Annotated in this window: 23 protein-coding genes; 12 read left to right on the plus strand and 11 right to left on the minus strand. The window is 45.3% G+C overall.

Translation table 11 applies throughout. The features are described 5' to 3' along the window. Nucleotides 1–20: 20 nt before the first annotated feature. Both L5M51_RS09565 and L5M51_RS09570 read right to left on the minus strand, forming a co-directional pair. The gene (locus tag L5M51_RS09565; RefSeq protein WP_263172481.1) at nucleotides 21–590 is read right to left on the minus strand and encodes a methyltransferase domain-containing protein; all 570 of its coding nucleotides are present in this window, start codon (nucleotides 588–590) and stop codon (nucleotides 21–23) included. Nucleotides 591–595: 5 nt separating this feature from the next. Next, entirely contained in the window at nucleotides 596–1,006 is a 411-nt protein-coding gene (locus tag L5M51_RS09570) for a hypothetical protein (protein WP_105250071.1), read from the minus strand. Between the two features lie 498 nt (nucleotides 1,007–1,504). Here L5M51_RS09570 and fccA point away from each other — a divergent pair, with 498 nt between their 5' ends. The 4 genes from fccA (at nucleotide 1,505) to L5M51_RS09590 (ending at nucleotide 5,688) form a co-directional block, all read left to right on the plus strand. Then, the gene (gene fccA / locus L5M51_RS09575; RefSeq protein ID WP_113939829.1) at nucleotides 1,505–3,298 is read left to right on the plus strand and encodes a fumarate reductase flavoprotein subunit FccA; all 1,794 of its coding nucleotides are present in this window, start codon (nucleotides 1,505–1,507) and stop codon (nucleotides 3,296–3,298) included. 257 nt (nucleotides 3,299–3,555) lie between these two features. Further along, nucleotides 3,556–4,545: a 2-hydroxyacid dehydrogenase gene (locus L5M51_RS09580; protein WP_105250073.1), complete on the plus strand. Its 990-nt coding sequence runs from the start codon at nucleotides 3,556–3,558 to the stop codon at nucleotides 4,543–4,545. 68 nt (nucleotides 4,546–4,613) lie between these two features. Further along, nucleotides 4,614–5,351 (plus strand): dienelactone hydrolase family protein, encoded by a 738-nt coding sequence (locus tag L5M51_RS09585; protein WP_173246565.1) that lies wholly within the window; start codon nucleotides 4,614–4,616, stop codon nucleotides 5,349–5,351. A gap of 49 nt (nucleotides 5,352–5,400) precedes the next feature. Continuing rightward, the gene (locus L5M51_RS09590) at nucleotides 5,401–5,688 is read left to right on the plus strand and encodes a hypothetical protein (RefSeq protein WP_173246570.1); all 288 of its coding nucleotides are present in this window, start codon (nucleotides 5,401–5,403) and stop codon (nucleotides 5,686–5,688) included. Between the two features lie 137 nt (nucleotides 5,689–5,825). Here L5M51_RS09590 and L5M51_RS09595 read toward each other — a convergent pair whose 3' ends face one another. From L5M51_RS09595 to L5M51_RS09605, 3 genes are all read right to left on the minus strand, one after another. Next, nucleotides 5,826–6,287 carry a hypothetical protein gene (locus L5M51_RS09595; protein ID WP_263172485.1) on the minus strand — a complete coding sequence of 154 codons (462 nt, stop codon included), beginning with the start codon at nucleotides 6,285–6,287 and terminating at the stop codon, nucleotides 5,826–5,828. Between the two features lie 91 nt (nucleotides 6,288–6,378). After that, complete coding sequence (locus L5M51_RS09600) at nucleotides 6,379–6,822, minus strand: hypothetical protein (RefSeq protein WP_131525118.1); 444 nt, start codon at nucleotides 6,820–6,822, stop codon at nucleotides 6,379–6,381. Between the two features lie 16 nt (nucleotides 6,823–6,838). Next, complete coding sequence (locus tag L5M51_RS09605; RefSeq protein WP_106651494.1) at nucleotides 6,839–7,384, minus strand: mechanosensitive ion channel family protein; 546 nt, start codon at nucleotides 7,382–7,384, stop codon at nucleotides 6,839–6,841. Between the two features lie 106 nt (nucleotides 7,385–7,490). On the opposite strand from L5M51_RS09605, the gene L5M51_RS09610 reads away from it, so the two are divergent. The 4 genes from L5M51_RS09610 to ahpF all read left to right on the plus strand — a co-directional run bounded on the left by L5M51_RS09610 (nucleotide 7,491) and on the right by ahpF (nucleotide 12,567). After that, a complete protein-coding gene (locus tag L5M51_RS09610) occupies nucleotides 7,491–8,234 on the plus strand; it encodes a spermidine synthase (protein WP_263172487.1) in 744 nt (247 codons plus the stop codon). An 89-nt stretch (nucleotides 8,235–8,323) separates the two neighbouring features. Next, nucleotides 8,324–9,859 (plus strand): leucyl aminopeptidase, encoded by a 1,536-nt coding sequence (locus L5M51_RS09615; RefSeq protein ID WP_263172488.1) that lies wholly within the window; start codon nucleotides 8,324–8,326, stop codon nucleotides 9,857–9,859. Between the two features lie 404 nt (nucleotides 9,860–10,263). Then, nucleotides 10,264–10,833, plus strand: coding sequence for an alkyl hydroperoxide reductase subunit C (gene ahpC, locus L5M51_RS09620; RefSeq protein ID WP_105250080.1), 570 nt, complete (start codon nucleotides 10,264–10,266; stop codon nucleotides 10,831–10,833). Between the two features lie 162 nt (nucleotides 10,834–10,995). Next, a complete protein-coding gene (gene ahpF / locus L5M51_RS09625; RefSeq protein ID WP_263172489.1) occupies nucleotides 10,996–12,567 on the plus strand; it encodes an alkyl hydroperoxide reductase subunit F in 1,572 nt (523 codons plus the stop codon). Between the two features lie 72 nt (nucleotides 12,568–12,639). Here the strand turns inward: ahpF and L5M51_RS09630 are convergent, their stop codons facing one another. From L5M51_RS09630 to brnQ, 6 genes are all read right to left on the minus strand, one after another. After that, nucleotides 12,640–13,080 (minus strand): GNAT family N-acetyltransferase, encoded by a 441-nt coding sequence (locus L5M51_RS09630; protein ID WP_113939821.1) that lies wholly within the window; start codon nucleotides 13,078–13,080, stop codon nucleotides 12,640–12,642. Between the two features lie 34 nt (nucleotides 13,081–13,114). Next, on the minus strand, nucleotides 13,115–13,444 hold the full coding sequence (locus L5M51_RS09635) for a hypothetical protein (RefSeq protein WP_263172490.1): 330 nt from the start codon (nucleotides 13,442–13,444) through the stop codon (nucleotides 13,115–13,117). Nucleotides 13,445–13,461: 17 nt separating this feature from the next. Beyond that, nucleotides 13,462–15,186, minus strand: a complete 1,725-nt coding sequence (gene recJ, locus L5M51_RS09640; protein ID WP_263172492.1) for a single-stranded-DNA-specific exonuclease RecJ — start codon at nucleotides 15,184–15,186, stop codon at nucleotides 13,462–13,464. 94 nt (nucleotides 15,187–15,280) lie between these two features. Beyond that, nucleotides 15,281–16,006, minus strand: a complete 726-nt coding sequence (gene dsbC, locus L5M51_RS09645) for a bifunctional protein-disulfide isomerase/oxidoreductase DsbC (RefSeq protein WP_105250085.1) — start codon at nucleotides 16,004–16,006, stop codon at nucleotides 15,281–15,283. A 140-nt stretch (nucleotides 16,007–16,146) separates the two neighbouring features. Beyond that, nucleotides 16,147–17,049, minus strand: a complete 903-nt coding sequence (gene xerD / locus L5M51_RS09650; RefSeq protein WP_263172494.1) for a site-specific tyrosine recombinase XerD — start codon at nucleotides 17,047–17,049, stop codon at nucleotides 16,147–16,149. 120 nt (nucleotides 17,050–17,169) lie between these two features. Then, nucleotides 17,170–18,582, minus strand: coding sequence for a branched-chain amino acid transport system II carrier protein (brnQ, locus tag L5M51_RS09655; RefSeq protein ID WP_263172496.1), 1,413 nt, complete (start codon nucleotides 18,580–18,582; stop codon nucleotides 17,170–17,172). A 528-nt stretch (nucleotides 18,583–19,110) separates the two neighbouring features. Between brnQ and L5M51_RS09660 the strand changes: the two genes are divergently transcribed. The 4 genes from L5M51_RS09660 to L5M51_RS09675 all read left to right on the plus strand — a co-directional run bounded on the left by L5M51_RS09660 (nucleotide 19,111) and on the right by L5M51_RS09675 (nucleotide 26,088). Next, nucleotides 19,111–19,827, plus strand: coding sequence for a tRNA1(Val) (adenine(37)-N6)-methyltransferase (locus tag L5M51_RS09660; RefSeq protein ID WP_263172497.1), 717 nt, complete (start codon nucleotides 19,111–19,113; stop codon nucleotides 19,825–19,827). 236 nt (nucleotides 19,828–20,063) lie between these two features. After that, on the plus strand, nucleotides 20,064–21,323 hold the full coding sequence (gene srmB, locus L5M51_RS09665) for an ATP-dependent RNA helicase SrmB (protein WP_105250089.1): 1,260 nt from the start codon (nucleotides 20,064–20,066) through the stop codon (nucleotides 21,321–21,323). Between the two features lie 362 nt (nucleotides 21,324–21,685). Continuing rightward, nucleotides 21,686–22,897, plus strand: coding sequence for an efflux RND transporter periplasmic adaptor subunit (locus tag L5M51_RS09670; RefSeq protein WP_263172498.1), 1,212 nt, complete (start codon nucleotides 21,686–21,688; stop codon nucleotides 22,895–22,897). After that, nucleotides 22,897–26,088 carry an efflux RND transporter permease subunit gene (locus tag L5M51_RS09675; RefSeq protein WP_131525109.1) on the plus strand — a complete coding sequence of 1,064 codons (3,192 nt, stop codon included), beginning with the start codon at nucleotides 22,897–22,899 and terminating at the stop codon, nucleotides 26,086–26,088. Before L5M51_RS09670 ends, L5M51_RS09675 begins: the two co-directional genes overlap by 1 nt. Nucleotides 26,089–26,299 lie beyond the last annotated feature (211 nt).

The following is a 26,299-nucleotide window of genomic DNA, read 5'->3' on the forward strand; positions in this document are numbered from 1 at the left end:
CTGAGTCTCAATCAATAAATTTACGTTGTAGGTTTTCGCGCAATCAACTGGGCTTTATAACTGCTTTGAGTGGACTGCGGATCACATAATCGACCTTCAAAGTAATGTAAAGATTGCCAGTTAGCAAACACTGATTTGAGTTCATTTTCAGTAAGTAAGAAATCTGGGTTGCGTGGCAGACCTATCTGCGCCTGTTGCATTGTAAAGGTTTCATAGACAATAAGGCCTGTGCTCTTAACCGCCTTAGCAATTTGTGGCAGTAATGGGCGATGCAGATAATTAAATACTAAGACAATATCGTACTCTTGAACCGGTAATAATGGTCCTGCCTCTGCTTCTAAATCCCTTTGTAATTTGTAAGCATTAGCCTGATCAATGTGTGACATGGCTGACAAATCTCGATCGATAAAAGTCACTTCAGCCCCTTGCGCTAAAAACCACAAACCATTACGCCCAGAACCGCAAGCGAGATCGAGCACCTTAAGTCCATCGAAGCAACTCAAGTCTAAGTTAGACACAGATGGATTAGGCCAAGCGAACTCTGTGATTAACGCAGCAGGCGTTAAAGTTGACGTATGGGTTACAGACATATCAATTAGCCCTTAATTTCTTTTTTCGAGTCAATTTGCCGACGATGCACAATAGAATAATGCCTGAGCCCTGCAGGGCCATGGGACACGATAACTGACAAAAAAAGTATCACGATTAACAGCTCAGGTTTGTAATGAGCCAGCGGCACAAACAGGCCAAGCAAGCCTATTTTTACTAAAGTTAACACTCCCTTAAGCTGGATCAGCCAGCGCCAATCCCGTGCGATTTCCCACAACATTAATATGCTGCCCGTCGTCATCGCGAGATACCAATAACTCAACCATTGCACTTTATTTACATCTAATAAAATACCACCACCGACACCAACGATCCCTAAAATATGTAATGCCCTTAAACTGGTTTTACTCAAACGTTGAAACCAAAAACGTTTTTCTGATATGCCTTGTTTGTGCATTACAACCCCTTAAGAATCAATTGCGTAACATTTAATTAAAATGATAATATAATTTTATACAATAAAGGCTTTTGAAATAACATTATTTATAGAATATATAAAAATAAATAAGCCATCTCCTCAATATACAAGATTAAATTATAATATCTATAAAATACAAATAGATAAAACACACCACCAAAGCCATAATTCATGCCATTTTTATTTTATAAAGTTAAAATCAATCCATTCAATATGTTAACTAACGCATGTTATACCGTATTGAAGCAGTGATTAGTCTCAACTTCATTAATATTTCCCATCCGATTGCACATTTTAAATATGTTATTTTCGCTGTAACAAAGGTTATGTGATCTGAACACACATATACCTCTTTAGATAGTGCTAAATTTGCAAATGGAGAATGCTCTAACAGTGCGTGAGCTGCGTAAAAAATAAATATCACGCCACGATGAATAACCCTTATTAAGTAGATGAATATACGGCGGAGGAACTATCATGTTCACAAGAAAGATTCAAAAAACAGCACTAGCCATGCTGATCTCTGGCGCTATGGCAGGTACTGCCTATGCAGCACCAGAAGTGCTAGCCGATTTTCACGGTGAAATGGGTAGCTGCGACAGCTGCCACGTATCAGACAAAGGTGGCGTCACCAACGACAACCTTACCCATGAAAATGCTCAGTGTGTTAGCTGCCACGGTGATTTAAAAGAACTGGCCGCCGCTGCACCTAAAGATAAAGTATCACCCCATAAATCTCACCTAATTGGCGAAATTGCTTGTACTAGCTGCCATAAAGGTCATGAAAAATCAGTCACCTATTGCGATGCTTGTCACAGCTTCGGCTTCGATATGCCTTACGGTGGTAAGTGGGAACGTAAGTTTGTGCCTGTTGATGCAGACAAAGCTGCTCAAGATAAAGCCATTGCCGCTGGCGCAAAAGAAACCACTGATGTCGTGATCATAGGTTCAGGTGGTGCAGGTCTTGCTGCAGCCGTTTCAGCCCGTGATGCAGGCGCTAAAGTTATCCTGCTTGAAAAAGAACCTATCCCAGGCGGAAACACTAAACTTGCTGCTGGCGGTATGAACGCTGCAGAAACTAAGCCACAGGCTAAACTAGGTATCGCAGACAAGAAACAAATCATGATCGACGACACCATGAAAGGTGGTCGCAATATTAACGATCCTGAATTAGTCAAAACCTTAGCCAACAACTCATCAGACTCTATCGATTGGTTAACCTCTATGGGTGCCGATATGACTGACGTAGGTCGTATGGGTGGCGCAAGTGTTAACCGTAGTCACCGTCCAACAGGCGGCGCTGGCGTGGGTGCACACGTAGCACAAGTTCTATGGGACAATGCAGTGAAACGTGGTACTGACATCCGCTTAAACAGCCGTGTAGTACGTATTCTTGAAGATGCGAGCGGTAAAATTACCGGCGTATTGGTGAAGGGTGAATACACAGGTTATTACGTTGTCAAAGCTGACGCTGTCGTTATCGCAGCGGGTGGTTTTGCGAAAAATAACGATCGTGTAGCTAAGTACGATCCTAAGTTAAAAGGCTTTAAAGCGACTAACCACCCAGGTGCTACAGGTGATGGCTTAGACGTGGCATTACAAGCGGGTGCAGCAACTCGCGACTTAGAGTTTATTCAAGCTCACCCAACTTATTCACCTGCTGGTGGCGTGATGATCACCGAAGCGGTACGTGGTAACGGTGCGATCGTGGTTAACCGTGAAGGTAACCGCTTTATGAACGAAATCACCACCCGTGACAAAGCGTCTGCCGCGATTCTGCAACAAAAAGGCGAAAGTGCTTATTTGGTATTCGATGACTCTATCCGTAAGAGCTTAAAAGCTATCGAAGGCTATGTGCACCTGAACATTGTTAAAGAAGGCAAAACAATTGAAGATCTGGCTAAACAGTTAGATATTCCAGCGGCCGAACTCGCTAAAACAGTGAAAGCTTATAATGGCTTTGTGAAATCAGGTAAAGATGCTCAATTTGAACGTCCTGATTTACCACGTGAATTAGTTGTTGCACCTTTCTACGCTCTCGAAATCGCGCCAGCAGTTCACCACACTATGGGTGGTGTTGTGATCGATACTAAAGCCGAAGTGAAGAGTGAAAAAACGGGCAAGCCTATTGATGGTTTATATGCAGCAGGTGAAGTCACAGGTGGCGTTCACGGTGCTAACCGCTTAGGTGGTAATGCTATCTCCGATATCGTTACTTATGGCCGTATCGCGGGTGCATCTGCAGCTAAATACGCTAAAGACAAAAAGTAAAATGCAATAACGGAGGGTTAAAGGACTAGCCCTCAGCTCATATAGTACGACTTTCAATATGAGAGCTCTAGCTTGAACACTTCAAGTAAAAGCAGTCAATCAATAAGCGAGCCGTCAGGGGCTCGCTTTTTTATTCCCAATTGATGATAAAGCTCACTCTTTTAAAGGGGAATTTTCTAAGGCTAAGGACAAAAAGCCCTAACTCACTTACACTCTTTGCCAGATAATGACATCAGCAAACCCGTTAGGTGACTGAAATGAGAATTGGATTTTTTAGCGCAAAACATTACGACATGCAGCACTTTAACCGCACAAATGCTGCGTTTGGTGCACAAATTGAGTATTTCGATTATCGCCTCTGCATGCAAACAGTGAAGCTTGCCGAAGGTTTTGAAATTGTTTGTGCCTTTGTCAACGATTCACTCTGTGAAGAAGTTCTGGTCGAACTCGCTAAGGGTGGCACAAAAATTATCGCCATGCGCTGCGCTGGCTTTAACAACGTCGATTTAGTTGCCGCTAAACGCTTAGGCATGCAAGTCGTTAACGTACCAGCTTATTCTCCTGAATCCGTGGCCGAACATACAGTCGCACTGATGTTGACACTGAATCGAAAAATCCACAAAGCTTACCAACGCACCCGCGATGCCAACTTCTCCCTCGAAGGCTTAGTCGGCTTTAACATGTTCGGCAAAACCGTCGGCGTGATTGGTACAGGTAAAATCGGCGTAGCAACCATCAAGGTATTGCTCGGTTTTGGCTGTAAAGTCATAGCCTTCGATCCCTTTATCAATCCGGCTGTCATAGCGCTGAATGTTGAATATCAAGATCTCGACTCTATTTATGCCAACAGCGATATCATCAGCTTGCATTGCCCGTTGACCGCGGATAACCGTCACTTACTAAACCAAGCCAGCTTCGCCAAGATGAAACCCGGTGTCATGGTGATCAACACCAGCCGCGGTGGTTTACTCAATGCTTTCGACGCAATGGAAGCATTAAAACTGGGACAAATCGGCTCGCTTGGGCTCGATGTATACGAAAACGAAAAAGGGCTGTTCTTCGAAGACAAATCGAATGAAATTATTCAAGACGATGTATTCCGTCGTTTATCAGCCTGCCATAACGTGATTTTCACGGGTCACCAAGCCTTCCTCACCGAAGAAGCCCTAGGCGCCATTGCCAAAACGACCTTGAGCAATATAAAAGCACTATGTGCCGGTGAACTCTCTGGTAACGAATTGTTTTAACTGACAGATAAAATCCTGACTGCTAAAGTGAGGCTTCAACGTTTGAAGCCTCATAGAGGAATATAAATATGTTAGTGACTCAGGAAATTCAGGATATCTCCACGCCTTCAGGGCTAATGCGCACCTATATCTATCGCCCAGAAGCACAGGGAATATTCCCAAGTATCATCTTTTATTCCGAGATATTTCAGCAAACTGCGCCCATCGCCCGCACCGCCACTATTCTTGCTGGCCACGGTTTTGTGGTGTTAGTACCCGAAGTGTTCCATGAACTCAATCCTTTAGGCACAGTGCTCGCCTACGATGAACCGGGTAAAGATAAAGGTAACGCCGATAAATTTGCCAAACCCTTAGAACACCACGATAGCGATACCCAAGCACTGATCGATTTTGCCACTCAACAAACTTACTGCAATGGCAAAGTTGGCTCTATGGGCGTGTGTATCGGCGGCCACTTAGCCTACCGTGCCGCACTCAATCCCGCTATTTTAGGTGCATTTTGCCTCTATCCAACCGACATTCATTCCAACACCCTACCCTGCGCTTACGGTAATGACTCACTGAGCCGCAGCGGTGATATTCAAGGGGAATTAGTGTTAGTGTTCGGCAAGCAAGATCCCCACGTATCCGCGGAGGGACGAGTACTAATCCACCAGCAATTAATGGCGCTGAACCGTAACTTCACTTGGCTTGAAGTCAACGCCCAACACGCCTTTATGCGTGATGAAGGCGAACGCTATGATCCCGCACTCGCACTGCAAATGTACCTGCAAGCGGTAGCTTTTTTTCAAAGAGTGCTTCACTAGTTTATAAATTAAACATACAAGATATAAAATACTTAAGGAAAGAGTAAAAATGAAACCCTATAAAAATTTATCCTCAAAAAACTTAGCATTACTATTAATGATTACCCGAGTAACAACCGTTGTTTCGTTATTAGCCGTCGTGCTTTCATTAATTGGCCTAGCGAGTCAGTTTTGGATGACACGTGGATTTAGCCTTAACTTTTGGTCGACAGTGGGCATAGCTACTCTTATCCCCTCTCTACAAGTGCTTTTGGGCTCTGGTATCATAGCTGCTATCATTGCATTTGAAGAATCCTACCGCCAAAAGTCTGAAGCCTTTATCGCCTCGTTAAAATAGCGTTCAGTAATTATCAAAAATACACCTAACGATCTAACTTTTTAAAATCAAATGAATCACTAAAACCTTAACTAATATTATGGTTTTAGTGATTCATCCTTTCATATATTAAACTGCTAGTAAAAAGCAGATAATCACTATTCAGAATATATTTCATCGATAAAGCCATCTAAAACACCTATCTGCAAAAGGGGAAAACCTTCACCCCAAGAAATATCATATCCAATGGAAATGGCATTTGAACCTAGCTTACCAACACCAAGGCTGTATTCATTATTTGCATTAACTTCGATCAAGCATGGCAACAAAAATGTCCAAACATTGGATGAGGAGAGCTCAATATCTGCAGGAACAATGTCAGAAGAGGTAAGGAAATGAATAATCCTAGCAGTTGCATCTTTTCTAATCTGATCGGCATTATTGATGAGTTTATCGAATGCCTCACATTGGGATACTGTTGGTCCCTCTTTTGTCCCCCAAATACGTATGAGAAAGCCATCCCCTAAATAAGGTATATCTAATTTCCTTTCCCAGATTTTTGATTGACCTTTTCCTGAAATATCACCAAAAGGAAAAATGGTTATTGACTTTGCAAACATGCGAACTCCAAATAACTAAGGTTGCCAACCATGGTCAGATCTATCAAGTTTTTTCAAAATTATATACACGTATTACTCTGACTGTTCTCAATTACAAAGCAGTCATTATCTCCTTTAATTTTCGTGAATATTTTTTGCTGCCTGGTACTCTTATTTTTTTAAGATAACGTTCTAGTTCATCTTGCTTTTCAATTAAGAGGCAGAACTCAATAATGTATATCACCAAGAAATTTTTATAAAAAGGCAGTGTTGCGATAACATCATCATTGCTCTCTTGCTCATCTGGTGCATCAATAAAAGTATCTATTTTTTTATCGAAGAAACGAGTAAATAGTGGCATGTTCGATGACACTATCTTCTCCATCTCTAAAATAGAAAACTCGGCGGCGTTTATTTTTTGTGCATCATAGGCTAATAACACTTTAGGTAGATCACATTCATTCACATTTACTTTGCTATTCTTTTTTGCATAGACGAGTAATGAACTATAAAGTTCAGTATCAATCAATTTGCCAACATCTTCTTCAATGACCATGTATCTATATCCTTTGTTACTCAGGATCAAACTTCTTTTTGCCTTCGAGTAAGGCCTGACGTTCGGCTAAGGGAGTTTGATCGGCGAGCTTTAACACTGCCTTTTGCAGCATGAGGTTATTAGGATAAGTGATGGTATCGCCGTTATCGCGGTGAATAAGCACATGGAATAAAGCGATTTCGATGATCACGCCGCTAATATCTTCATCCTTATCAACCACTCTAATACGTTCACCGATACGGTAGGGAAACACGAAAAAGATCAGCACGCCAGCGGTTAAATTACTCAATATCGACCATTGAGCAACCAATGCTACGCCCATTACTGCAAAGGCGGATGACACAAATAGCGACACATCCTGATAGCCCAGTCCGAGCGAGACCGCCATCAAGGACAGAGTAATAAAAAACATCACATAGGAAATAAAACGGGTCACTAAACTGGTCCGTGCAACACTCACTTGCTTCATTTGCGCGAGTTTTCTAACCCAATGGGTTAAGGCGCGCTGTAAAAAGATAAACACTGCAAGATAAATACAGGCAAGCAGGATTTGATTTGTCATAATAGCGGCTCAATTAACTAAAACTGTCTGAATTCTAACTTTTTTGCGCGAGCAGTTATAGCCCGTGCAAACAAGCCAAACAGCTAAACCGAGTAATTAATCCAATATGGCCGATTCGACCCTCTTACATGAAACCCAAGACGCACTAGGCCCGATTCGTATAATCGATTATGACGACTCACGGATCTTGTCCTTTGGGGATAACGATGAGCAGAGTAAGATCCTCAAGGCGGCGCCCCATATTCCCCAGCACACTTATGTGCAAGCCATGCTGTTGGTTTTACTGTTTTGTAAGCCCAAGAGCGCTATTGTTTTAGGTTTAGGCGGCGGCTCGATTATTCACTCACTGCGCAATTTCGACGCGGCAATAAAGTTAACAGCGGTGGAATTACGCCCCGCGGTGATTGAGTTAGCTAAGCGCTATTTTCAGCTGCCGATAGGTAAAAAGCTCAATCTTATCAATGATGATGCTATTGCTTTTTTAGCTGCTGGCGATCATAAAAAAGTGGATGTAATTTTTGCCGATATTTACACAGCCAAAGGCGTTGAAACAGGGCAGCTTTCGCCAATATTCCTTGAACAGTGCACTAACCTCATCAAACCCAACGGTTATTTAGTGCTGAACTGCTGGAAAGAACATAGCCAAAATCGCGAGTTGTTAGCCAACTTACAACAACACTTTGCCCATGTGAACGCTTGTCTCACAGGCGGCGGTAATTGGGTGATTTTTGCGAGCCAATCGCCACAGCTTTTAGGCACCTCGGCCCTTAAAAGTAGTGCTCAATCTTTATCGCAACAATTGGGTTTTGCCCTTGATCGATCATTGACACGCTTTGGGCCTTGGATTTAATACTAATATCAGCAAAATAGCGTAAATTAGTTAACCCTAAGGCTGAGCTTTGATATTCTTCTCACACTTCCATGATATGAGCTGTCACCATGAAAAATAAGCACAAATTTATGTTAAGCGTTATGGCTCTGGCGTGCCTTAACTCTCTCAATGCTAACGCCGAAAGTTTTAGTTTTGACACTCGTAGCTCACTGAATTCAGATACATTAGTGCTATTCCAAAGCGCTGATTCTACTACCTATGGGATCGACTTTTTACCTCAGTCGACCCAAGACCAATTAAACCTAGCAACGGCGGATAATATTTTTTCCGGCAAACGGGGGGAAATCCTCGAGATTTTGGTACCCAGCGAAATTGATGCTAAACGGGTCTTACTGGTCGGCATTGGCGATGCAAAAAACTTAACGCCCGATGACATTAATACCATTGGTGGCAATGTTGCGGCCAAACTCGATACGGTTCCCCAAGCTACAGTGCGTGTACTCACCCAAGGCTTAACTGCCGCGCCGCTATTTGCCTCTGAGCTTGCACACGGAATTGAACTACGCAGTTATCGCTACACTCAGTTCAAAGCGAGCCCCCGTGCCGAGAAGAATTACCAAATCGCTGTCGATGATTTAAGTCGCAACCAAAAACACCATAAAAATCTGCAAGCGGTTGAAGCGGGTGTGTTTTTAGCGCGCGATCTGACAAACGCACCTGCAGACATTATGTATCCCGACAGCTTTGCTAACGAAGCCAGAAAACTCAAATCCCTCGGTGTTAAAGTCACGGTATTAGAAGCCAAAGATATCGAACGTCTACAACTGGGCGCCTTAGCTGCTGTAGGTAAAGGCAGCGAGCGCCCACCTAAGTTAGTGGTCGCCCATTGGCCTGGTAGCAAAGACGCGCCAATCGCACTGGTCGGTAAAGGCATCACCTTCGACTCGGGTGGTTACAATATTAAGGCGACAGGTACTTCAATCGCGCGGATGAAGTCAGATATGGCAGGTGCAGCCACAGTGCTTGGCACTATAAAAGCTATGGCGATTCAAAAAGCGCCTGTCAACGTAGTGGCGATTATGCCCATGGCGGAGAACATGGTATCGGGTCATGCAATGATCCCAGGTGATGTGATTAAAACCGCCCAAGGTCTCACCGTTGAAGTGCTCAACACCGATGCCGAAGGTCGCCTAGTGCTGGCCGATGGCCTCTGGTATGCCAGAGAAAATTATAAGCCATCTGTGATTATCGATGTTGCAACACTGACAGGCTCAAAAGTGAGTGCATTAGGCAATGTTTACGCAGGCTTGTTTACCGATTCTGAGCCTTTAGTGCAGCAGCTAACTTATGCAGGTCAACAGGTTGGCGAAAAAGTCTGGCGCTTACCGTTAGATCAAGCCTATGCGGATGAGCTTAAATCCACTATCGCGGATCTCACAAACACAGGTAAAGAAGGCAGCGCGGGTGCTTCCTCTGCGGCCATGTTCTTAAAACGCTTTGCGGGCGAACAGCCTTGGGCACATTTGGATATCGCGGGCAATGCCTTAACCGCCACTGATACCGCTGTTGTGCCTGCGGGTGCAACAGGTTACGGCGTGCGCTTACTCAGCACTTGGTTAACTCAACCCAAAGCACAGAACTAGAACCTAGAACCTAGAACCTAGAACCTAGAACCTCAGTATCTTGTTTTAATTGTATTTACACTTTAAGGGATATCATTGATATCCCTTTTTTATGCTCGAAATTTATCTTATCTCAATCACCAAAGACCAAAGACCAGCCGACTAAACCCAGACTACACCCAATCACGCCAAACCCGCAGCAGTCGTAGAAAAACCGATTGAGTCCGACCTAATCGCATCACCATTCGACTAAACCGATTGAGTCCGACCTAATCGCATCATCATTCTGCTAAACCGATTAAGATAATAGTTTTTATCCGTTATCTTAATTTTAATCGAGTCGGTAATATGCTTCACATCGACAGGACGCAAGCAAATGTCCTCGTTATGAACTTAAGCCATCATCAACTAAATGGAAGCATAAAATGACTCAATCAATTATCAACAGCACAATCAAACCATTCAAAGCCACTGCATTCCACAATGGTGAGTTCGTTCCTGTAACTGAACAAGACCTGTTAGGTAAGTGGTCAGTCGTATTCTTCTACCCAGCAGATTTTACCTTTGTTTGCCCAACTGAATTAGGCGACATGGCGGATCACTACGAAAAACTGCAAGGTATGGGCGTTGAAGTTTACTCAGTATCAACTGACACACACTTCACTCACAAAGCATGGCATGACACGTCAGACACCATCAAGAAGATCAACTTCCCAATGCTGGCTGACCCAACAGGCACTATCAGCCGTAACTTCGGCGTGATGATTGAAGAAGACGGTTTAGCACTGCGTGGTACTTTCGTGATTAACCCAGAAGGCCAAATCAAGGTCAGCGAAGTTCACGATTTAGGCATCGGCCGTAGCGCTCAAGAGCTAGTTCGTAAAATTCAAGCAGCTCAATATGTTGCTACTCACGATGGCGAAGTTTGCCCAGCTAAATGGCAACCAGGTGACGAAACATTAGCACCGTCTTTAGACCTCGTTGGCAAAATCTAATTTAGCCTGCAAAGCGTCAACCCCGCCAGTCTAGCGTCCCAAGCTGATTGGCGTTACAGCCAACACAGTTGTAGCGCCACGCAGCAAAGGATTAAGCCCGCCCCTGCAAGGGCCTAGACTGGCCCCCTTTTTCTCCCTTTTAAGCTATTTTGGAGTCATCACATGTTAGATGCGAATTTAAAAAATCAACTGCAAACCTATCTGCAAAACCTCAAGAGACCAGTTGAACTTGTCGTGTCTGCAGATGAGAGTAGAAAGTCTCAAGAATTAAAAAGCTTAGCGCAAGACATTGTCAGCCTATCTTCTCTGGTGAGCCTGAAAGAAGTTCAGGGCGAACGCATCCCGGCGATGACAGTGATTAACCCAGAACTTAATACGCAAATCAGCTTTGCTGGTCTGCCTATGGGTCACGAATTTACCTCACTCGTGCTGGCATTACTGCACACGGGTGGACACCCAATCAAACTCAGCGATGATATTATTGAGCAGATCCGCAATCTGCCAGGCAAATATGCCTTTGAAACTTACGTCTCACTGACCTGCCAAAACTGCCCAGACGTAGTACAGGCACTGAACATGATGGCGGCCATTAACCCGAATATCACCAACGTGATGATCGACGGTGCCCTGTTCCAAGAAGAAGTGACCAGCAAAAACATTATGGCTGTGCCTTCTGTCTACTTAAATGGCGAAGTGTTTGCCGCCGGCCGTATCAGCATTGGCGAGATCCTCAATAAACTGGATACCAATGCCGCAAGCCGTAAGGCCGATGAAATTAATGAAAAAGCGCCATTCGAAGTCTTAGTCGTTGGCGGCGGCCCAGCCGGCGCAGCGGCAGCTATTTATGCAGCACGTAAAGGACTTCGCACCGGTATTGTTGCCGACAAGTTTGGCGGACAAGTGGCTGAAACCGTCGGTATCGAGAACTTTATTTCGGTCAAAGCGACCGAAGGTCCAAAACTAGTGGCAAACCTTGAAGCCCATGTACGAGACTACGAAGTTGACATCATGGACAACCAAAAAGCTTTGTCATTGACGACTGACGGTTTGTTCGAGCTTGAACTGGCAAGCGGCGCTAAATTACGTAGCCGTACCGTATTGTTAGCCACAGGTGCACGCTGGCGTGAAATGAACGTCCCCGGCGAGAAAGAATACCGCGGCAAAGGTGTTGCTTACTGCCCACATTGCGATGGTCCGTTATTTAAGGGCAAACGTGTTGCAGTGATCGGCGGCGGTAACTCAGGTATCGAAGCGGCTATCGATCTTGCGAACATAGTAGAACATGTCACTGTGCTGGAATTTGATAAAACCCTGCGCGCCGACGATGTACTGCAACGTAAAGCGGCTTCTATGGGTAACATTAAAATCATTACCCAAGCCATGACCACTGAAGTGACTGGCGATGGTACTCGGGTTAATGGCCTGAACTACACAGACAGAGCCACTGGCGAGAGTCACCATGTCGCACTTGCAGGTATCTTCGTGCAGATAGGGCTAGTACCGAATGCGGAATGGTTAAAGGGCACTATCGATTTAACCCCAAGGGGCGAAATCATAGTCGATGAGCGCGGCCAAACCTCAGTCCCAGGTATTTTTGCCGCAGGTGATGTCACTAACTCACCTTTCAAGCAAATTATCATTGCCATGGGCAGCGGCGCGACCGCATCACTGGGCGCATTTGATTACTTAATTCGCCACAGCGATGAAGAAACCACCGCGACCAAAGCCGCTTAAAGCTTAACTAGTCAACAGACATCAAAGCTAACGCAAAAAAATAGCCAGCATTTGCTGGCTATTTTTTTGATGTTAACTAAGGCATTGATAAGGCTTAGCAGGCCTAATTTGCATGAGCATTTCAGGGGTGTCGACCGCTTTAAATCCAAACTGGGCGTAGAGTCCATGGGCATCGCGGGTGGCTAACATTATCCGTCTTAAACCTTGTAATTCAGGATGTTCAAGAATTGCTGTTATCATCAACTTGCTTAAACCTAAGCCGCGGTGCGACTCAAGTACAAACACATCGGCAAGATAGGCAAAAGTGGCTTTATCTGTGATTAAGCGACCAAAAGCCACTTGTTGATTGTCCTTATCAAATACCCCAAAACACAGGCTATTGGCTAACGCTTTTTGTAGCAGTGCCTTTGGCATGCCCTGCGCCCAATAGCTATTACTAATAAAGCCATGGATAACCTCAAGATTCATTTCAGCTTGATCTGTACTGACTCTGTATCCTGTTTCCTGCTGCATTTTCCTTTCTCCGAAATTTTCCGTTAACGTCAGTTCAGGTGTTATTGGCACTCATAAATATAATAAATGCCATCGCTAATAACACCACTTTAGCTAACGAATACAAAGCCCCCGCTAAAGTGCCACCGCCATGATAACTAAAAGCTAAGTGGCGATTGATTTCATACTTAAAGGATTTAGCTAAATAACGGTAAGCGAGAAAGTAAAACAAGGAGGCTGTGGGCCAAATCCCCATAAGTAGCATTTGCCCCTGAGCCTTAGTGGTGAGTAAAGTTGAGATAAACGGAATGCTTAAGCAGACAACATATATCCAAGCAAAACGCTTAAGTAGCTGGCGGATTTTTTTATCGGATAATGATTTCAACTTCACTCCTTGTCATCTTACATAGCTTCGATTTGCTCAACCATAAGTTGCAGCGAAAAATTGCCGCGATACTCATTCACATCGAGTTTATACACAACACGAGCATGATTAATCGTCGCATCTGGCCAAGTGTGCAAATCCACATTAAAGGCAATGGCATCGAGCATCACAGTGCCGCATTGGGTTTCGAGTACGAGCTTAAGGTGGCGCTCACCGACAAGACGTTGTTGCACTATCGTAAAGTAACCATCGAATAACGGCTCTTCGAAAGCTTGTCCCCAAGGTCCCGCATTACGCAGTAACTGAGCCATTTCAAGATTCAACTCTGCTGGAGTGAGTTCGCCATCGGACCAAAGCTCGCCCGTTAACAACTCAGGTTTAAGCTGCTCACGCACCGCATTATCATAGGCTTTAGCAAATGTAGCAAAACTGCCCGCTTTGAGCGATAAACCCGCCGCCATTGCATGACCACCAAATTTGATAATCAGTCCCGGATGGCGAGTGTTCACTAACTCCAATAAGTCGCGCATATGCAAGCCTTTGATCGAACGCGCCGAGCCTTTAATTTCACCATTGCCCGCATCGGCAAAGGCAATCACGGGTCTATGGTATTTGTCTTTAATGCGCGAGGCCAAAATCCCGATCACGCCTTGATGCCAATCCTCTTGAAATAAAGCAATCCCCCAAGGTAACTCGGCTTCGTTAAGCTTTAAGTGCTCTAGGCTTTTTAAGGCTTCCTGCTGCATGCCGACTTCCAGCTCACGACGTTCTTGATTCAATCCGTCAAGCTCTGCCGCCATGCGCCGTGCATACATCATGTCTTCGCAGAGTAAGGTTTCAACCCCAAGTGCCATTTCATCTAGTCGCCCTGCGGCATTCAGTCTTGGGCCCACGGCAAAACCAAAGTCAGATGCGACAATGCGCGCCGGATTTCGCTTCGCCACTTCAAGCAACGCAGTAATCCCCACACGGCAACGCCCGGCTCGCACGCGCTGCAAACCTGCTTCAACCAAAATACGATTATTGGCATCGAGTGACACCACATCGGCAACGGTGCCAAGGGCAACGATATCGAGTAGTGTGCCTAAATTAGGCTCAGCAATACCATGGGTTTGATACCAGTTTCGCGTCCGTAATTCAGCCCTTAATGCCGTCATCAAATAAAAGGCCACGCCGACACCCGCTATCGATTTGCTGGCAAATGGACAGCCCGGTTGGTTAGGGTTCACTATCGCATCGGCAGCGGGTAACTCATGGCCGGGTAAATGATGGTCGGTAATCACCACTTGCATACCAAAGGCTTTGGCCGCCGCAACACCGTCAATTGATGAAATACCATTATCAACTGTGATGAGTAGCTCAGCCTGTTTGGAAGCCGCAACTGCAACAATTTCAGGGCTTAAGCCGTAGCCGTAATCGAAGCGATTGGGGATCAAATAATCCACTTTCACCGCGCCCATCATCCGCAGCGCCAACATACACACACTGGTCGATGTGGCGCCGTCGGCGTCAAAGTCACCCACGATCAAAATCGACTTATTCGCCTGCATGGCATCGGCAATAAGCGCCGCAGCTTCAGGCAGGCCCTTCATGGTTTCAGGTCTTAATAGACCCTTAAGGACAAGTTCGCATTCGTGGGTGAGCGCACCACGGCGAGCGTAAAGCTGCTTCAATAGCGGCGAAAGATGAGCAGGTAAATGGCTATCATCAACGGTTGGGCGACGGACTATCTTATGGATCAAGGGACTCAAACTCTCATGAAATCGTGGCAATAAGATAACAAAAAGGTGAGCCTTAAGCTCACCTTTCGTGGGATAAATTTTACATTTTAGGCTGTTACTGACGTGCCTCTAAGGTGCGTAATAAGTCTTCAGGCGGTTGATAACCAGGGATCATATTGCCATCTTCTAATACGATTGCAGGCGTACCATTAACACCAAAGGTTGTGCCTAACGCATATTGCTCAGCAATTTTAGCATCACATGTTGCCGCGGCAACTTTGCTGCCCGCTTTAGCATCAGTCATGGCTTTTAATGGATCTTTAGCACACCAGATAGCTTGCATCTCGTCGGCATTAGCTGACGGCACACCCGCGCGCGGGAAGGCTAAGTAACGCACTGTAATACCAAGTTTATTGTAGTCAGACATTTGGCTATGCAGTTTACGGCAATAACCACAGCTAACATCGGTAAATACAGTGACCACATGTTTTTCGTTTTTCGCTTTATATACAAGCATATTCTCTTCAAGCGGCTTCATCATTTCTAAACGCGGACCCGCTAATGCGGCTTCGGTTAAGTTTTTCATGCCCTTATCGATATCATACACACTACCGTGGAATAGTTTTGAACCATCACGGCTAATATAGAGCACGCCGCGGTTGGTCATGGCTTGATACAAGCCCTCAATTGGTGAGTCCTGCATAGAAATGACTTCAACATCTAACATCTCACCGAGTTTTTGCTTAATCGCAGCGGTATCGGGAGACGTCGCAGTTGCAGCGCTGGCAAGTGGTGCAACTAGGAGGGCAAAAACTAAGGATAATGCTGGGGTCAACTTCATGGGACATCCTATAAATTATGTCACTACAACGAGATATTGGGGCCGTTCTAACTCGAGATATTCAATAGACCCTGTATAGGGGCAAAAAGTTACAGACAAGCCGCGCGGAAAGCAAATTTATGCTGTAACTAAATCCTTTTTTAGCCTCTAGGATGATGCTGTTGATGCAATTCCTGCAATCTTGCCCGTGCGACATGGGTATAAATCTGCGTGGTCGACAAGTCGCTGTGACCTAATAACAGTTGGACAACCCGCAGATCGGCACCGTGATTGAGCAAATGAGTGGCAAAAGCATGGCGTAAAGTGTGCGGTGATAATGCAGTTTCAATCCCCGCACGCAGAGCATAAAGTTTAATCCGATGCCAAAAAGTTTGCCGTGTCATCATCTGCCCGCGTTTCGACGGAAATACCACATCGGATTGTTTATTACCGAGCAACTCTTGGCGAGCAAATTTCATGTAGCCCTCCACTTCGGTAATAGCCAATTCCCCCAGCGGCACAAGACGCTCTTTGCCACCCTTGCCCACAATACGTACTAAGCCTTGGCGCAAACTCATTTGTTCCATGGTCAAGCCGACAAGTTCACTCACCCTGAGGCCAGTTGCATACAAAAGCTCTAGCATTGCCTTGTCACGGCATTCGACAGCATCATCTACATTGGGCTCAGACAGTAAACGGTCAACCTGCGACTCACTCAGAGAATCCGGCAAATGGCGCGTTAACTTAGGTGACTCTACTAAGGCCATAGGATCGGCTGAAATCTGCTTGGTCTGCACCAGATAAGTATAGAAACGCCGTAAGCTGCTGAGCAACCGAGCGCTACTGGTACGCGCAAAATCCTGCTCAACTCTAAAGGCCAGATATGCCCTAACATCGGTCTGAGAAACCGCGAGTAACGTCACGCCTTGCTGACCTTGATAACGATCAAAATGGCGTAGATCGGTACGATAGGCCGATAGCGTGTTATCACTCAGTCCTTTGCTTGACCAAAGATCATCAAGAAAAGCATCGATAAGTGGATCTGGCATATAGGTTTTAGGCACAAATACTCCATAAAAAAACGGCGTAATCAAATGATACGCCGTTGATATTAATTTAAATATGTCTAAGCCTGCATAAGCTTAACTGAGTTAAGCATAAAGACGAGAACTAGAATGCAAAGCCTAGGCTGCAGCCGTTTGACCACGGCCACGACCGAATACTAAACACAGTGCAATCGTCGCAATGGTCGGCAATAACCAAGCCATACCTTCTTCATAGAGTGGCAGCTTAGATAACACTGGAGACATAACATTCACTATATGGATAAAAACCTGTGCTAAGCCATTCATGGCTTGACCATCAGCGTCAGTCAAACTTTTCGCTGCCACTTTAAGACCATCGAAGATGCCGAAAAACAGTGCCACGCTCAGTACTGCACGATGTGCAAACTGTGGATTCGCAAAATAAGCGGTCAGGAAAGTCACAACCACAAGAGCAATAGCCACAGGATAAATCGTCATTAATACGGGAATACTAATAGCAATCAACTGACTTAGGCCCACGTTCGCAATCACAGCGCATATCAAGCTTAAAAAGACCACGAGGAAACGGTAAGACAGTTTAGGCATCAGCTCATTAAAGAACTCAGAACACGCACTCACTAGCCCAACCGCAGTGGTCAAACAAGCTAAAGTCACGACTGATGACAACAAGACTGAGCCTAGTTCACCAAACTCGCGGGTCACGTAATTTGTTAATATTTCGCCACCATTTTTAGTGCCGATAGCGATATCGCCAGCGGTTGCACCTAAAAAGAACAAGGACACATACACAAAAGTTAAACCAGCGGCGGCAATAAAGGCTGCACGGATTAGATACTTAGTTTGATCACTGGGTTGGTCAATGCCCTTTTTACGCAGGATATCAATAATCAACATACCAAACATCAAGGATGCTAACGTATCCATAGTGTTATAGCCTTCCAAAATACCTTTGGTCAGCGGATGCTGTTGGTAATCCCCCACTGCTTGGCCCACTTCGGATGCAGGTAAAAACAGCACTGAAACGGCTAATCCGACCAACAAAATCAATAAAATAGGCGTTAATACTTTACCTACGCTATCGAGCAACTTACCAGGGAAAAGCGCCAGCAACATAGTGACAGCGAAGAAACCTAATGTGTATAGCAGTTGCGTCAGGTTTAATTCCAAACTGCCCAGCAAAAACGTTGCCGTAGTGTCATCGATAAATGGCTTAGCGCCAATCTCGTAAGCCACTAATCCCGTACGCGGCGCAGCAAAAGCAGGGCCGATAATAATGTAAATCGCGACGGCCAATGTCGTTGCTGCAAATACTGGCAGCATAGCCATAACCTTACCTTGAGCCTTAGCGACAGCAATCAGTCCAACTAAAGGTAAACCTACGGCGGTAATCAAAAAACCCAACATGGCGAGGGGCATATTTTCGCCCGCTAACATACCCGCGAATGGTGGAAAAATTAGGTTTCCCGCACCTAAAAAGAACGCAAAGGTCATAAAACCTAAGCCTAATGTATCTCCGATACTCATCTGATTGTCTTGCACTGGAAGCCCCATCTTGTCTTATTGTTTTTTTACAAACTTAAGTGATTATGTGTCGATTAGCCATAGCTAAAACAAAGCCCATCCGGAGTGCAAATCTATGTTTACACAATTCCGTGGTAAATATGTTCGATATCTGCCGAGTTTATAAACGATGGCGAACGTTTATGTAGCCTAACTGACGACTAATTCACCAACAAACTCGTTTACCTATCCGTTAATCTTAAAAGTGATTAAAAATGGGGGCAAAACTAATACCAGACTTAAAGCATCAATACAAGACAACAAGTCCGTTCAGGCAAAAAAAACGAAATAATGCTAATTAACTGCTAATAAAAGGTTTCTAAGGCAATAAATTAAAGCGTTAATTAAGTGAAATCAGTATCACCACGTAAAATAGTAAATGATTTGGCGACACAAATTCATACAGCTAGGACAGATGCGACTGTTTAAAAACATTAGCTAAAAATGAGGGCTAGAATTAGAATATTGCGCGCCCAATATTGGGCCTAAATCACTTTAGAACGGCAAAATTAACTCCCCATGGCATTCACTTTTAAACAATTTCATATCGATGACATGAATTGCGGCATGGCCGTAGGCACAGACAGCGTCGTCCTTGGGGCATGGGCACAACTGACCACCGCGAAATCAATCTTAGATATAGGCGCAGGCAGCGGCTTACTCAGTTTAATGGCCGCTCAGCGCAGTCAAGCACATATCACCAGTGTCGAATTAGACACCAATGCCGCCCATGCTTGCCAACATAACTTCCACAATAGTCCTTGGGCCAATCGACTGACCTTAGTTAATTGCAGCATCCAAAACTTTTGCCAACAAACTGAGTATCAAGGGTATTTTGATCATATAATTTGTAATCCCCCCTATTTTGAGCAAGGCACGCAAGCGATACAATCCCAGCGCGCTATGGCCCGCCACACAGATAGCTTAAGCTTTACCGCACTACTCGATGCCATTCATGTGTGCCTAGCACCGCAAGGAAAGGCAAGTCTCATATTACCAATGCAGAGTATGGCCCGTTTCGACGAAATATTAACGCACTCTCAGCTCAATTTGATTGAAATAACCAACCTTATCAGCATTGTAGGGAAAAGCGCTAATCGAGTACTCTGCGTACTCGCCCACAAGACTCATCCACAAATGGCTCCAAAGCTCAGTGATATCACTATTCGTGAAAGTTCAGGCCAATACACACAAACCATGGTGCAATTGATCCGAGATTTTTACCTTAAATACTGATATCGAGTCCAATCCTGACACATTAAGTAAAGCTAGCTAAGTTTGGCAAATTTAACGAAAGCTCCAATTTCCCACAAATTAAATGCTAATACATTGACCTAAAAGTAATTAACTTATGCCAATTACCATAAAACTTTACTGACACAGAAGATAAACACAGGAGATCTAGATAAGTTATTTAAGTTAACCGCCATAACCTTTATAATGCTTCGCTATTATCCGTCGAGACGCTGCGCATGCAATTTGAAGATTTCCAGCTTGACCCTAGCTTATTAGAGTCGCTTAATGCCATGGGGCATCATTCACCCACTACGATTCAGCAAGAAACGATTCCTTACGCCCTAGAGCAAAGAGATATTCTTGCGCGCGCCCCGACAGGAACAGGTAAAACAGCGAGCTTTTTACTGCCATCGCTACAACATTTGATCGACTTTCCCCGTCGTTTTGCTGGACAAGCAAGAGTGCTAATCCTCACGCCAACCCGTGAGTTAGCCAGCCAAATCCACCGCTATGCGAGTCACCTAGCCACGGGCCAAGGTTTAGATATTGCTATCGTTACTGGCGGCGTTCCTTATGGACCACAGGAAGAAGCCTTAGCAGGCAACGTCGATATTCTGGTCGCGACCCCAGGCCGCCTGATGGAATATTTAGACAAAGGCAATTTCAACGCCCAAGAAGTCGATATCTTAATTATCGACGAAGCCGATCGCATGTTAGACATGGGCTTCTCTTCTGTGGTGCAAGCCATTGCTATTGAGGCCCAAGGCCGCAAACAGAACATGCTGTTTTCTGCCACCTTAGAAGGCGGCGGTGTACAACGTTTTGCCCGTGAAGTGTTAAACGACCCGATTGAAATCGATGTTGAAGCCCCTCGCAGTGAAAAAGCCAAGATCCACCAATGGATCCACTTAGCCGATGATAAAGAGCATAAATTTGCGCTGTTGTGTCATCTGCTACGCCAAGAAGATGTCAAACGGACTATCGTATTTGTGAAAACCCGCGACATCGTTTCTAGCCTAGAAGGCCAGTTACTTAAAGTCGGTATTCCCTGCGCCTTTATGCGTGGCGATATGGAACAGAAGAAACGCTTCCAAGCCTTGAGTCGCTTTACTAAAGGTGAAGTCAATGTCCTGTTGGCGACCGATGTGGCTGCACGCGGTATCGATATCGACGATATCACTCATGTGATCAACTTCGATATGCCACGTTCTGCCGACACTTATATCCACCGCATTGGCCGTACTGGCCGCGCTGGCGCAAAAGGTACCGCGATTTCGCTTGCCGAAGCCCACGACATGCGTATCGTTGGTAAAATCGAGCGTTATATCGAGCAACCGTTGAAACGCCGCGTGATCGAAGAGCTGCGTCCAAAGAATAAAGAAGCGCGCACACCGGGTAAGAAAAAAGCCAAAGTGAAAGCGAAAGAAGCTGCGAAGAAAACGAGCAAGAAAGAAGCGGCAAAGAAAGCGAGTAAAATCGCCCGTAAGAAAAAGTAACACCCGCTTAAATTCACCAAACTAAAGCCGCTATATGCGGCTTTTTTATTACCAAAATATAACTTACATGGGTGATTTTACTAAAAATATCCTGCTATGTTTAATTATATAGAATGAAATGCGGCGGATTTAGAGCCGTTAACCCCAATACGTATTCATTCTTATTTCAATATATTCCAATTACCTAACTGAACCTTTCATCACCTTTCTGCTCTAATTTTCGCCCAAATATCGATGCATGATGAGCATATCTGTCGCGGCATCACTTTTAGAAACATTTAATTTACAAAAATAAATTTATTGGCGTGGCCGACTCTGCTACTTTAACCCCATTACGCGATTAGCATGGATTTAACCATTATATGATGAAGACCCTACTGAGGAGACTGTCTCCTTTTCTTATTCTGCTGCTGTTTGTCTTTGGCGCAGCCTTATTAATGCAAACGAAGGAGGCGCCAGAACAAAAACCTGAAGAGATGCCCATTCCTATCGTTGATGTCACGCAAGTGACTCAGCAAACAGTATCGCTAAACTTACCTTCCTACGGCGTGGTTACCCCAAAGTATAAAACCCAACTCGTGACCGAAGTTCAAGGCAGAATGCTCACTATCTCCCCTCATTTTGTTGCAGGTGGCATAGTCAAGAAAGGCGACCAATTAGCACAAATCGAGCCCTCAGATTACGAGGCTGACTTAATGCAAGCCGAAGCGACGCTGGCCCAAGCCACCGCCGCACTGAACGAAGAAATAGCCCGTGGTGAAGTCGCTAAAATCGAATTCAAAGGCTACGACAAGGGCTTGCCCCCTGAGTTAGGTCTACGTATCCCGCAACTCAAAAAAGAACAAGCTAACGTAAAATATGCGCAGGCAGCACTGGCGCGAGCCCAACGTAACCTTGAGCGCACGGTTATTCGCGCGCCCTTTGATGGCATAATCAAAGTTAGAAATGTCGATTTAGGTCAATACGTTAGCTTAGGCACTAATCTAGGTGAGCTCTACGACACTCGCGTTGCCGAAATCCGCTTACCCATTTCTAATGATGATTTAGCCTATCTAGAGTCCGTCGATAATCCCGATACCCAAGTCACGCTTAGCGCCTCTTTGGCGGGCAAAGAAAATACTTGGGAAGGCAATATTATCCGCAGTGAAGGTGTTATCGATGCCGAAAATCGCATGGTGTATTTAGTCGCAGAAATCAAAGATCCCTATCTGCGCGCGAATAAAGAGCCAGGTAGCTTACCGCTTAAATACGGCAGCTTCGTCAATGCAGTCATCAAGGGCCGCACTGTCGATGGCATAGTCAAATTGCCCCGCCATGTGGTTCCTAACGACCAAGTCGCCCTAGTCAACGACAAAAATATCATTGAAATGCGCCAAGTAAATGTGGTTCGTAGTGATTTAGAAAATGTGTTCATCAAAGACAGTCTAAAAACGGGCGAACGCGTCGCTACGACCCACTTCAACAGTATGGCAAATGGACAAATGGTCAAAATATTAGGCGAAGCGGCATTACCCACTGAGACACCAAAAGAAAATACTCCTGAATCGAGTCTTGCGGCCGCTGGAGTCAAATAATGGACACTCAAAAAGGGATCTTAGCTTGGTTCGCCCGCAACAGTGTAGCCGCGAACTTATTAATGTGTGTTCTGCTCATCGGCGGCCTGTTCAGCAGTATTTTGATTAATAAAGAGGTTTTTCCTTCTTTCGAACTCAATTTATTAAATATTTCCGTCGCCTATCCAGGTGCGGCGCCACAGGAAATCGAAGAAGGCATCAACATCAAGATTGAAGAAGCCATCCAAGATATCAACGGCATCAAGAAAGTGACTTCTGTGGCTAGCGAAGGCGTTGGCTCGATTACCGTTGAAGTTGAAGACGGTTACGAAGTGCAGACCATTCTCGATGAAGCCAAACTGCGGTTAGATGCAATTTCAACCTTCCCAGTGAACATCGAAAAACCGAATATCTCTCAAATCAAACCTGAGAATAACGTCATTTGGGTTTCTGTTTATGGCGATATGACACTCCACGATATGAAAGAATTGGCTAAATCGGTTCGTGACGATTTAACCCAACTCCCCGCTGTAACCCGTGCGAAAGTCACAGGGGTGCGCGATTATGAAATCGGTATTGAAGTTTCTGAGAATAAGTTACGAGAGTACGGCTTGACCTTCTCACAAGTCGCATTAGCAGTGCAAAACTCCTCCTTAGACTTACCAGGTGGCTCTATTCGTGCTCAAGATGGCGATATTCTATTGCGCACCAAAGGCCAAGCCTACACGGGCGATGACTTTGCCAATATAGTCGTCACAACTCGCGCAGACGGTAGCCGTGTGATGCTGCCACAAGTGGCGACCATCAAAGATGATTTTGAAGAACGTTTGGAATATACCCGCTTTAACGGCAAACCCGCTGCGATTATTGAAGTCACCAGCATTGATGATCAAAACGCCTTAGACATTGCAGACCAAGTTAAACAGTACGTAGAGCAGCGCCGCGCCACACTGCCAGCTAACGCTCAACTCGATACTTGGGGTGATATGACCCACTATCTCCAGGGCCGCTTAGACATGATGATGTCGAACATGTTTTACGGTGCCTTGTTGGTGTTTATCATCTTAGCCATGTTCCTCGATCTGAAGTTAGCATTTTGGGTCATGATGGGGATACCCGTGTGTTTCCTCGGCACTATGTTGGTCATGCCGCTCGAACCTTTCTCCATGACGATCAACATGTTGACCCTATTCGCTTTTATCTTGGTGCTCGGAATAGTGGTGGATGATGCCATTGTCATCGGCGAGAGTGCCTACACAGAGGTCGAACGCCACGGTCACTCGGTTGAGAACGTGATCCGCGGTGCGCAAAAAGTGGCGATGCCCGCAACCTTCGGGGTCTTAACCACAATTGCAGCCTTTATTCCCATGTTAATGGTTTCTGGCCCTATGGGGATTATCTGGAAATCCATCGGTATGGTGGTCATCCTCTGTTTAGCCTTCTCACTGGTAGAGTCTAAATTCATTCTGCCAGCGCATTTAGCGCACATGAAGTTTAAAAAACCTGGCGCACCAAAGGGATTCTTTGGTCACCTAAAAGCCAATTTTAACGACAGAGTGCAATACTTTATTCACCACAGTTATCGCAACTTCCTCGAGCGCTGTATCAAACACAGATACAACGTGGTCGCGGCCTTTATCGGTGTATTAATTCTGTCTATTGCCTTAGTCGCCAGTGGCAAAGTGCGCTGGGTATTTTTCCCAGACATTCCCTCAGACTTTATTCAAGTTGAACTTGAGATGGATGAAGGCAGCTCCGAAGGAAACACCTTAAAAGTAGTACAGAGCATAGAAGAAGCCCTGTACAAGATGAACGAAAAAATGGAGAAAGATAACGGTTATCAAGTGGTGAAGCACAGCTTTATCAATATGAGCTCCCGTACCTCTGCCTTTATTTTTGCCGAACTGACGAAAGGGGAAGACCGTGAAGTCGATGGCGTGACGATTGCTGCCGCGTGGCGTGAACAATTGCCTGAGCTTTTGTCGGTTAAAAAACTCAGTTTTAACGCGAGCACCAACGATGCCGGCGGCGATATTTCCTTCAGATTGACCTCGAGTGACCTCGATGAGCTGTCCGCAGCCTCTAAAGAGTTGAAGCAAAAACTCGCCAGCTATGAAGGCGTGTACGATATTGCCGACAACTTCTCCTCGGGCAGTCATGAAATTCGCCTGAAGATACGTCCAGAGGCTGAAGCCCTTGGCCTGACCCTTTCCGATTTAGCTCGCCAAGTGCGTTACGGTTTCTATGGTTATGAAGCCCAACGTATTTTACGTAATAAAGAAGAAATCAAGGTGATGGTGCGCTACCCATTAGAGCAACGTCGTACTGTGGGTTATCTTGAAAATATGCTGATCCGCACGCCAACGGGCACTTCGGTTCCCTTCTCGACTGTGGCACAAATTGAAAAAGGTGAATCCTACGCCTCAATTACCCGTGTTGACGGCAAGCGAGCGATTACCATCACGGCAAATGCCAACAAAAACATCGTTGAACCTTCAAAAGTAGTGCAAGAAATCCAAAAAGATTACCTGCCACAATTGCAGGCCAAGTACCCTAAAATCCAAACTGCACTGGACGGTGGCAGTTTGGATGAACAGAATGCCATGGTCGGTTTGATGCAAGGCTTCTTCTTTGCGCTGTTCACCATTTATGCTTTGATGGCCGTGCCACTTAAATCCTACAGTCAGCCGTTAATCATCATGTCTGTGATCCCCTTCGGGATTATCGGCGCTCTGTTTGGTCACTTAATTCAGGGACTCGCGATGAGCGTGTTAAGTCTCTGCGGCATAGTGGCATTAGCGGGAGTGGTGGTGAACGACTCCTTGATTTTGGTGGACTTTGTGAACCGTGCGCGGGAGCAAGGGCAGTCGGTCAGACAGGCGGCGGTCGATTCAGGCTGTTATCGTTTTAGGGCGATCATCCTGACGTCACTCACCACCTTCGTCGGCTTAGTGCCTATTATTCTCGAGCGTAGTTTGCAGGCGCAAATAGTGATCCCTATGGCGACATCCCTCGCCTTCGGTATCCTGTTCTCGACCGTTGTGACGCTAATTTTAGTGCCCTTGCTGTACATCATACTCGACGACATTAAGCGCACTAGCAGCCGCTTCTTCCATTGGTGGTGGCAGCCTAAAAAAGACCATGAAGTGGACTTTACACCTGAGCATTTAGAGCCGCCGGTCCCCACTGACTATAAAAAAGACTATCTATAGGAAGTTAACTAGAAGCAGTTAATCAATGTCTTGAACCTTAAAAAGAGAGCTTAGGCTCTCTTTTTAATCCTCAGTGCGAGTCAATAACCTCTCAATCATCTATGTCATTTTGAGTCTGCCGCGAGTGGCTTGAGCTTTCAAGTTGCGATCTAGTTGACAGTTATCGCATCAGGCTTTCGCTACACTGTGTTTAAGTCGTCAGCTATCGTTA

The sequence above is a fragment of the Shewanella sp. SM73 genome (assembly GCF_025653795.1).
Taxonomy (GTDB): Bacteria; Pseudomonadota; Gammaproteobacteria; order Enterobacterales; family Shewanellaceae; genus Shewanella; species Shewanella oncorhynchi.

Coding starts and splice junctions, on each gene's coding strand:
- L5M51_RS09565 (WP_263172481.1), bottom strand. CDS start 590: ATGTCTGTAACCCATACGTCAACTTTAACGCCTGCTGCGTTAATCACA.
- L5M51_RS09570 (WP_105250071.1), bottom strand. CDS start 1,006: ATGCACAAACAAGGCATATCAGAAAAACGTTTTTGGTTTCAACGTTTG.
- fccA (WP_113939829.1), top strand. CDS start 1,505: ATGTTCACAAGAAAGATTCAAAAAACAGCACTAGCCATGCTGATCTCT.
- L5M51_RS09580 (WP_105250073.1), top strand. CDS start 3,556: ATGAGAATTGGATTTTTTAGCGCAAAACATTACGACATGCAGCACTTT.
- L5M51_RS09585 (WP_173246565.1), top strand. CDS start 4,614: ATGTTAGTGACTCAGGAAATTCAGGATATCTCCACGCCTTCAGGGCTA.
- L5M51_RS09590 (WP_173246570.1), top strand. CDS start 5,401: ATGAAACCCTATAAAAATTTATCCTCAAAAAACTTAGCATTACTATTA.
- L5M51_RS09595 (WP_263172485.1), bottom strand. CDS start 6,287: ATGTTTGCAAAGTCAATAACCATTTTTCCTTTTGGTGATATTTCAGGA.
- L5M51_RS09600 (WP_131525118.1), bottom strand. CDS start 6,822: ATGGTCATTGAAGAAGATGTTGGCAAATTGATTGATACTGAACTTTAT.
- L5M51_RS09605 (WP_106651494.1), bottom strand. CDS start 7,384: ATGACAAATCAAATCCTGCTTGCCTGTATTTATCTTGCAGTGTTTATC.
- L5M51_RS09610 (WP_263172487.1), top strand. CDS start 7,491: ATGGCCGATTCGACCCTCTTACATGAAACCCAAGACGCACTAGGCCCG.
- L5M51_RS09615 (WP_263172488.1), top strand. CDS start 8,324: ATGAAAAATAAGCACAAATTTATGTTAAGCGTTATGGCTCTGGCGTGC.
- ahpC (WP_105250080.1), top strand. CDS start 10,264: ATGACTCAATCAATTATCAACAGCACAATCAAACCATTCAAAGCCACT.
- ahpF (WP_263172489.1), top strand. CDS start 10,996: ATGTTAGATGCGAATTTAAAAAATCAACTGCAAACCTATCTGCAAAAC.
- L5M51_RS09630 (WP_113939821.1), bottom strand. CDS start 13,080: ATGCAGCAGGAAACAGGATACAGAGTCAGTACAGATCAAGCTGAAATG.
- dsbC (WP_105250085.1), bottom strand. CDS start 16,006: ATGAAGTTGACCCCAGCATTATCCTTAGTTTTTGCCCTCCTAGTTGCA.
- brnQ (WP_263172496.1), bottom strand. CDS start 18,582: ATGGGGCTTCCAGTGCAAGACAATCAGATGAGTATCGGAGATACATTA.
- L5M51_RS09660 (WP_263172497.1), top strand. CDS start 19,111: ATGGCATTCACTTTTAAACAATTTCATATCGATGACATGAATTGCGGC.
- srmB (WP_105250089.1), top strand. CDS start 20,064: ATGCAATTTGAAGATTTCCAGCTTGACCCTAGCTTATTAGAGTCGCTT.
- L5M51_RS09670 (WP_263172498.1), top strand. CDS start 21,686: ATGATGAAGACCCTACTGAGGAGACTGTCTCCTTTTCTTATTCTGCTG.
- L5M51_RS09675 (WP_131525109.1), top strand. CDS start 22,897: ATGGACACTCAAAAAGGGATCTTAGCTTGGTTCGCCCGCAACAGTGTA.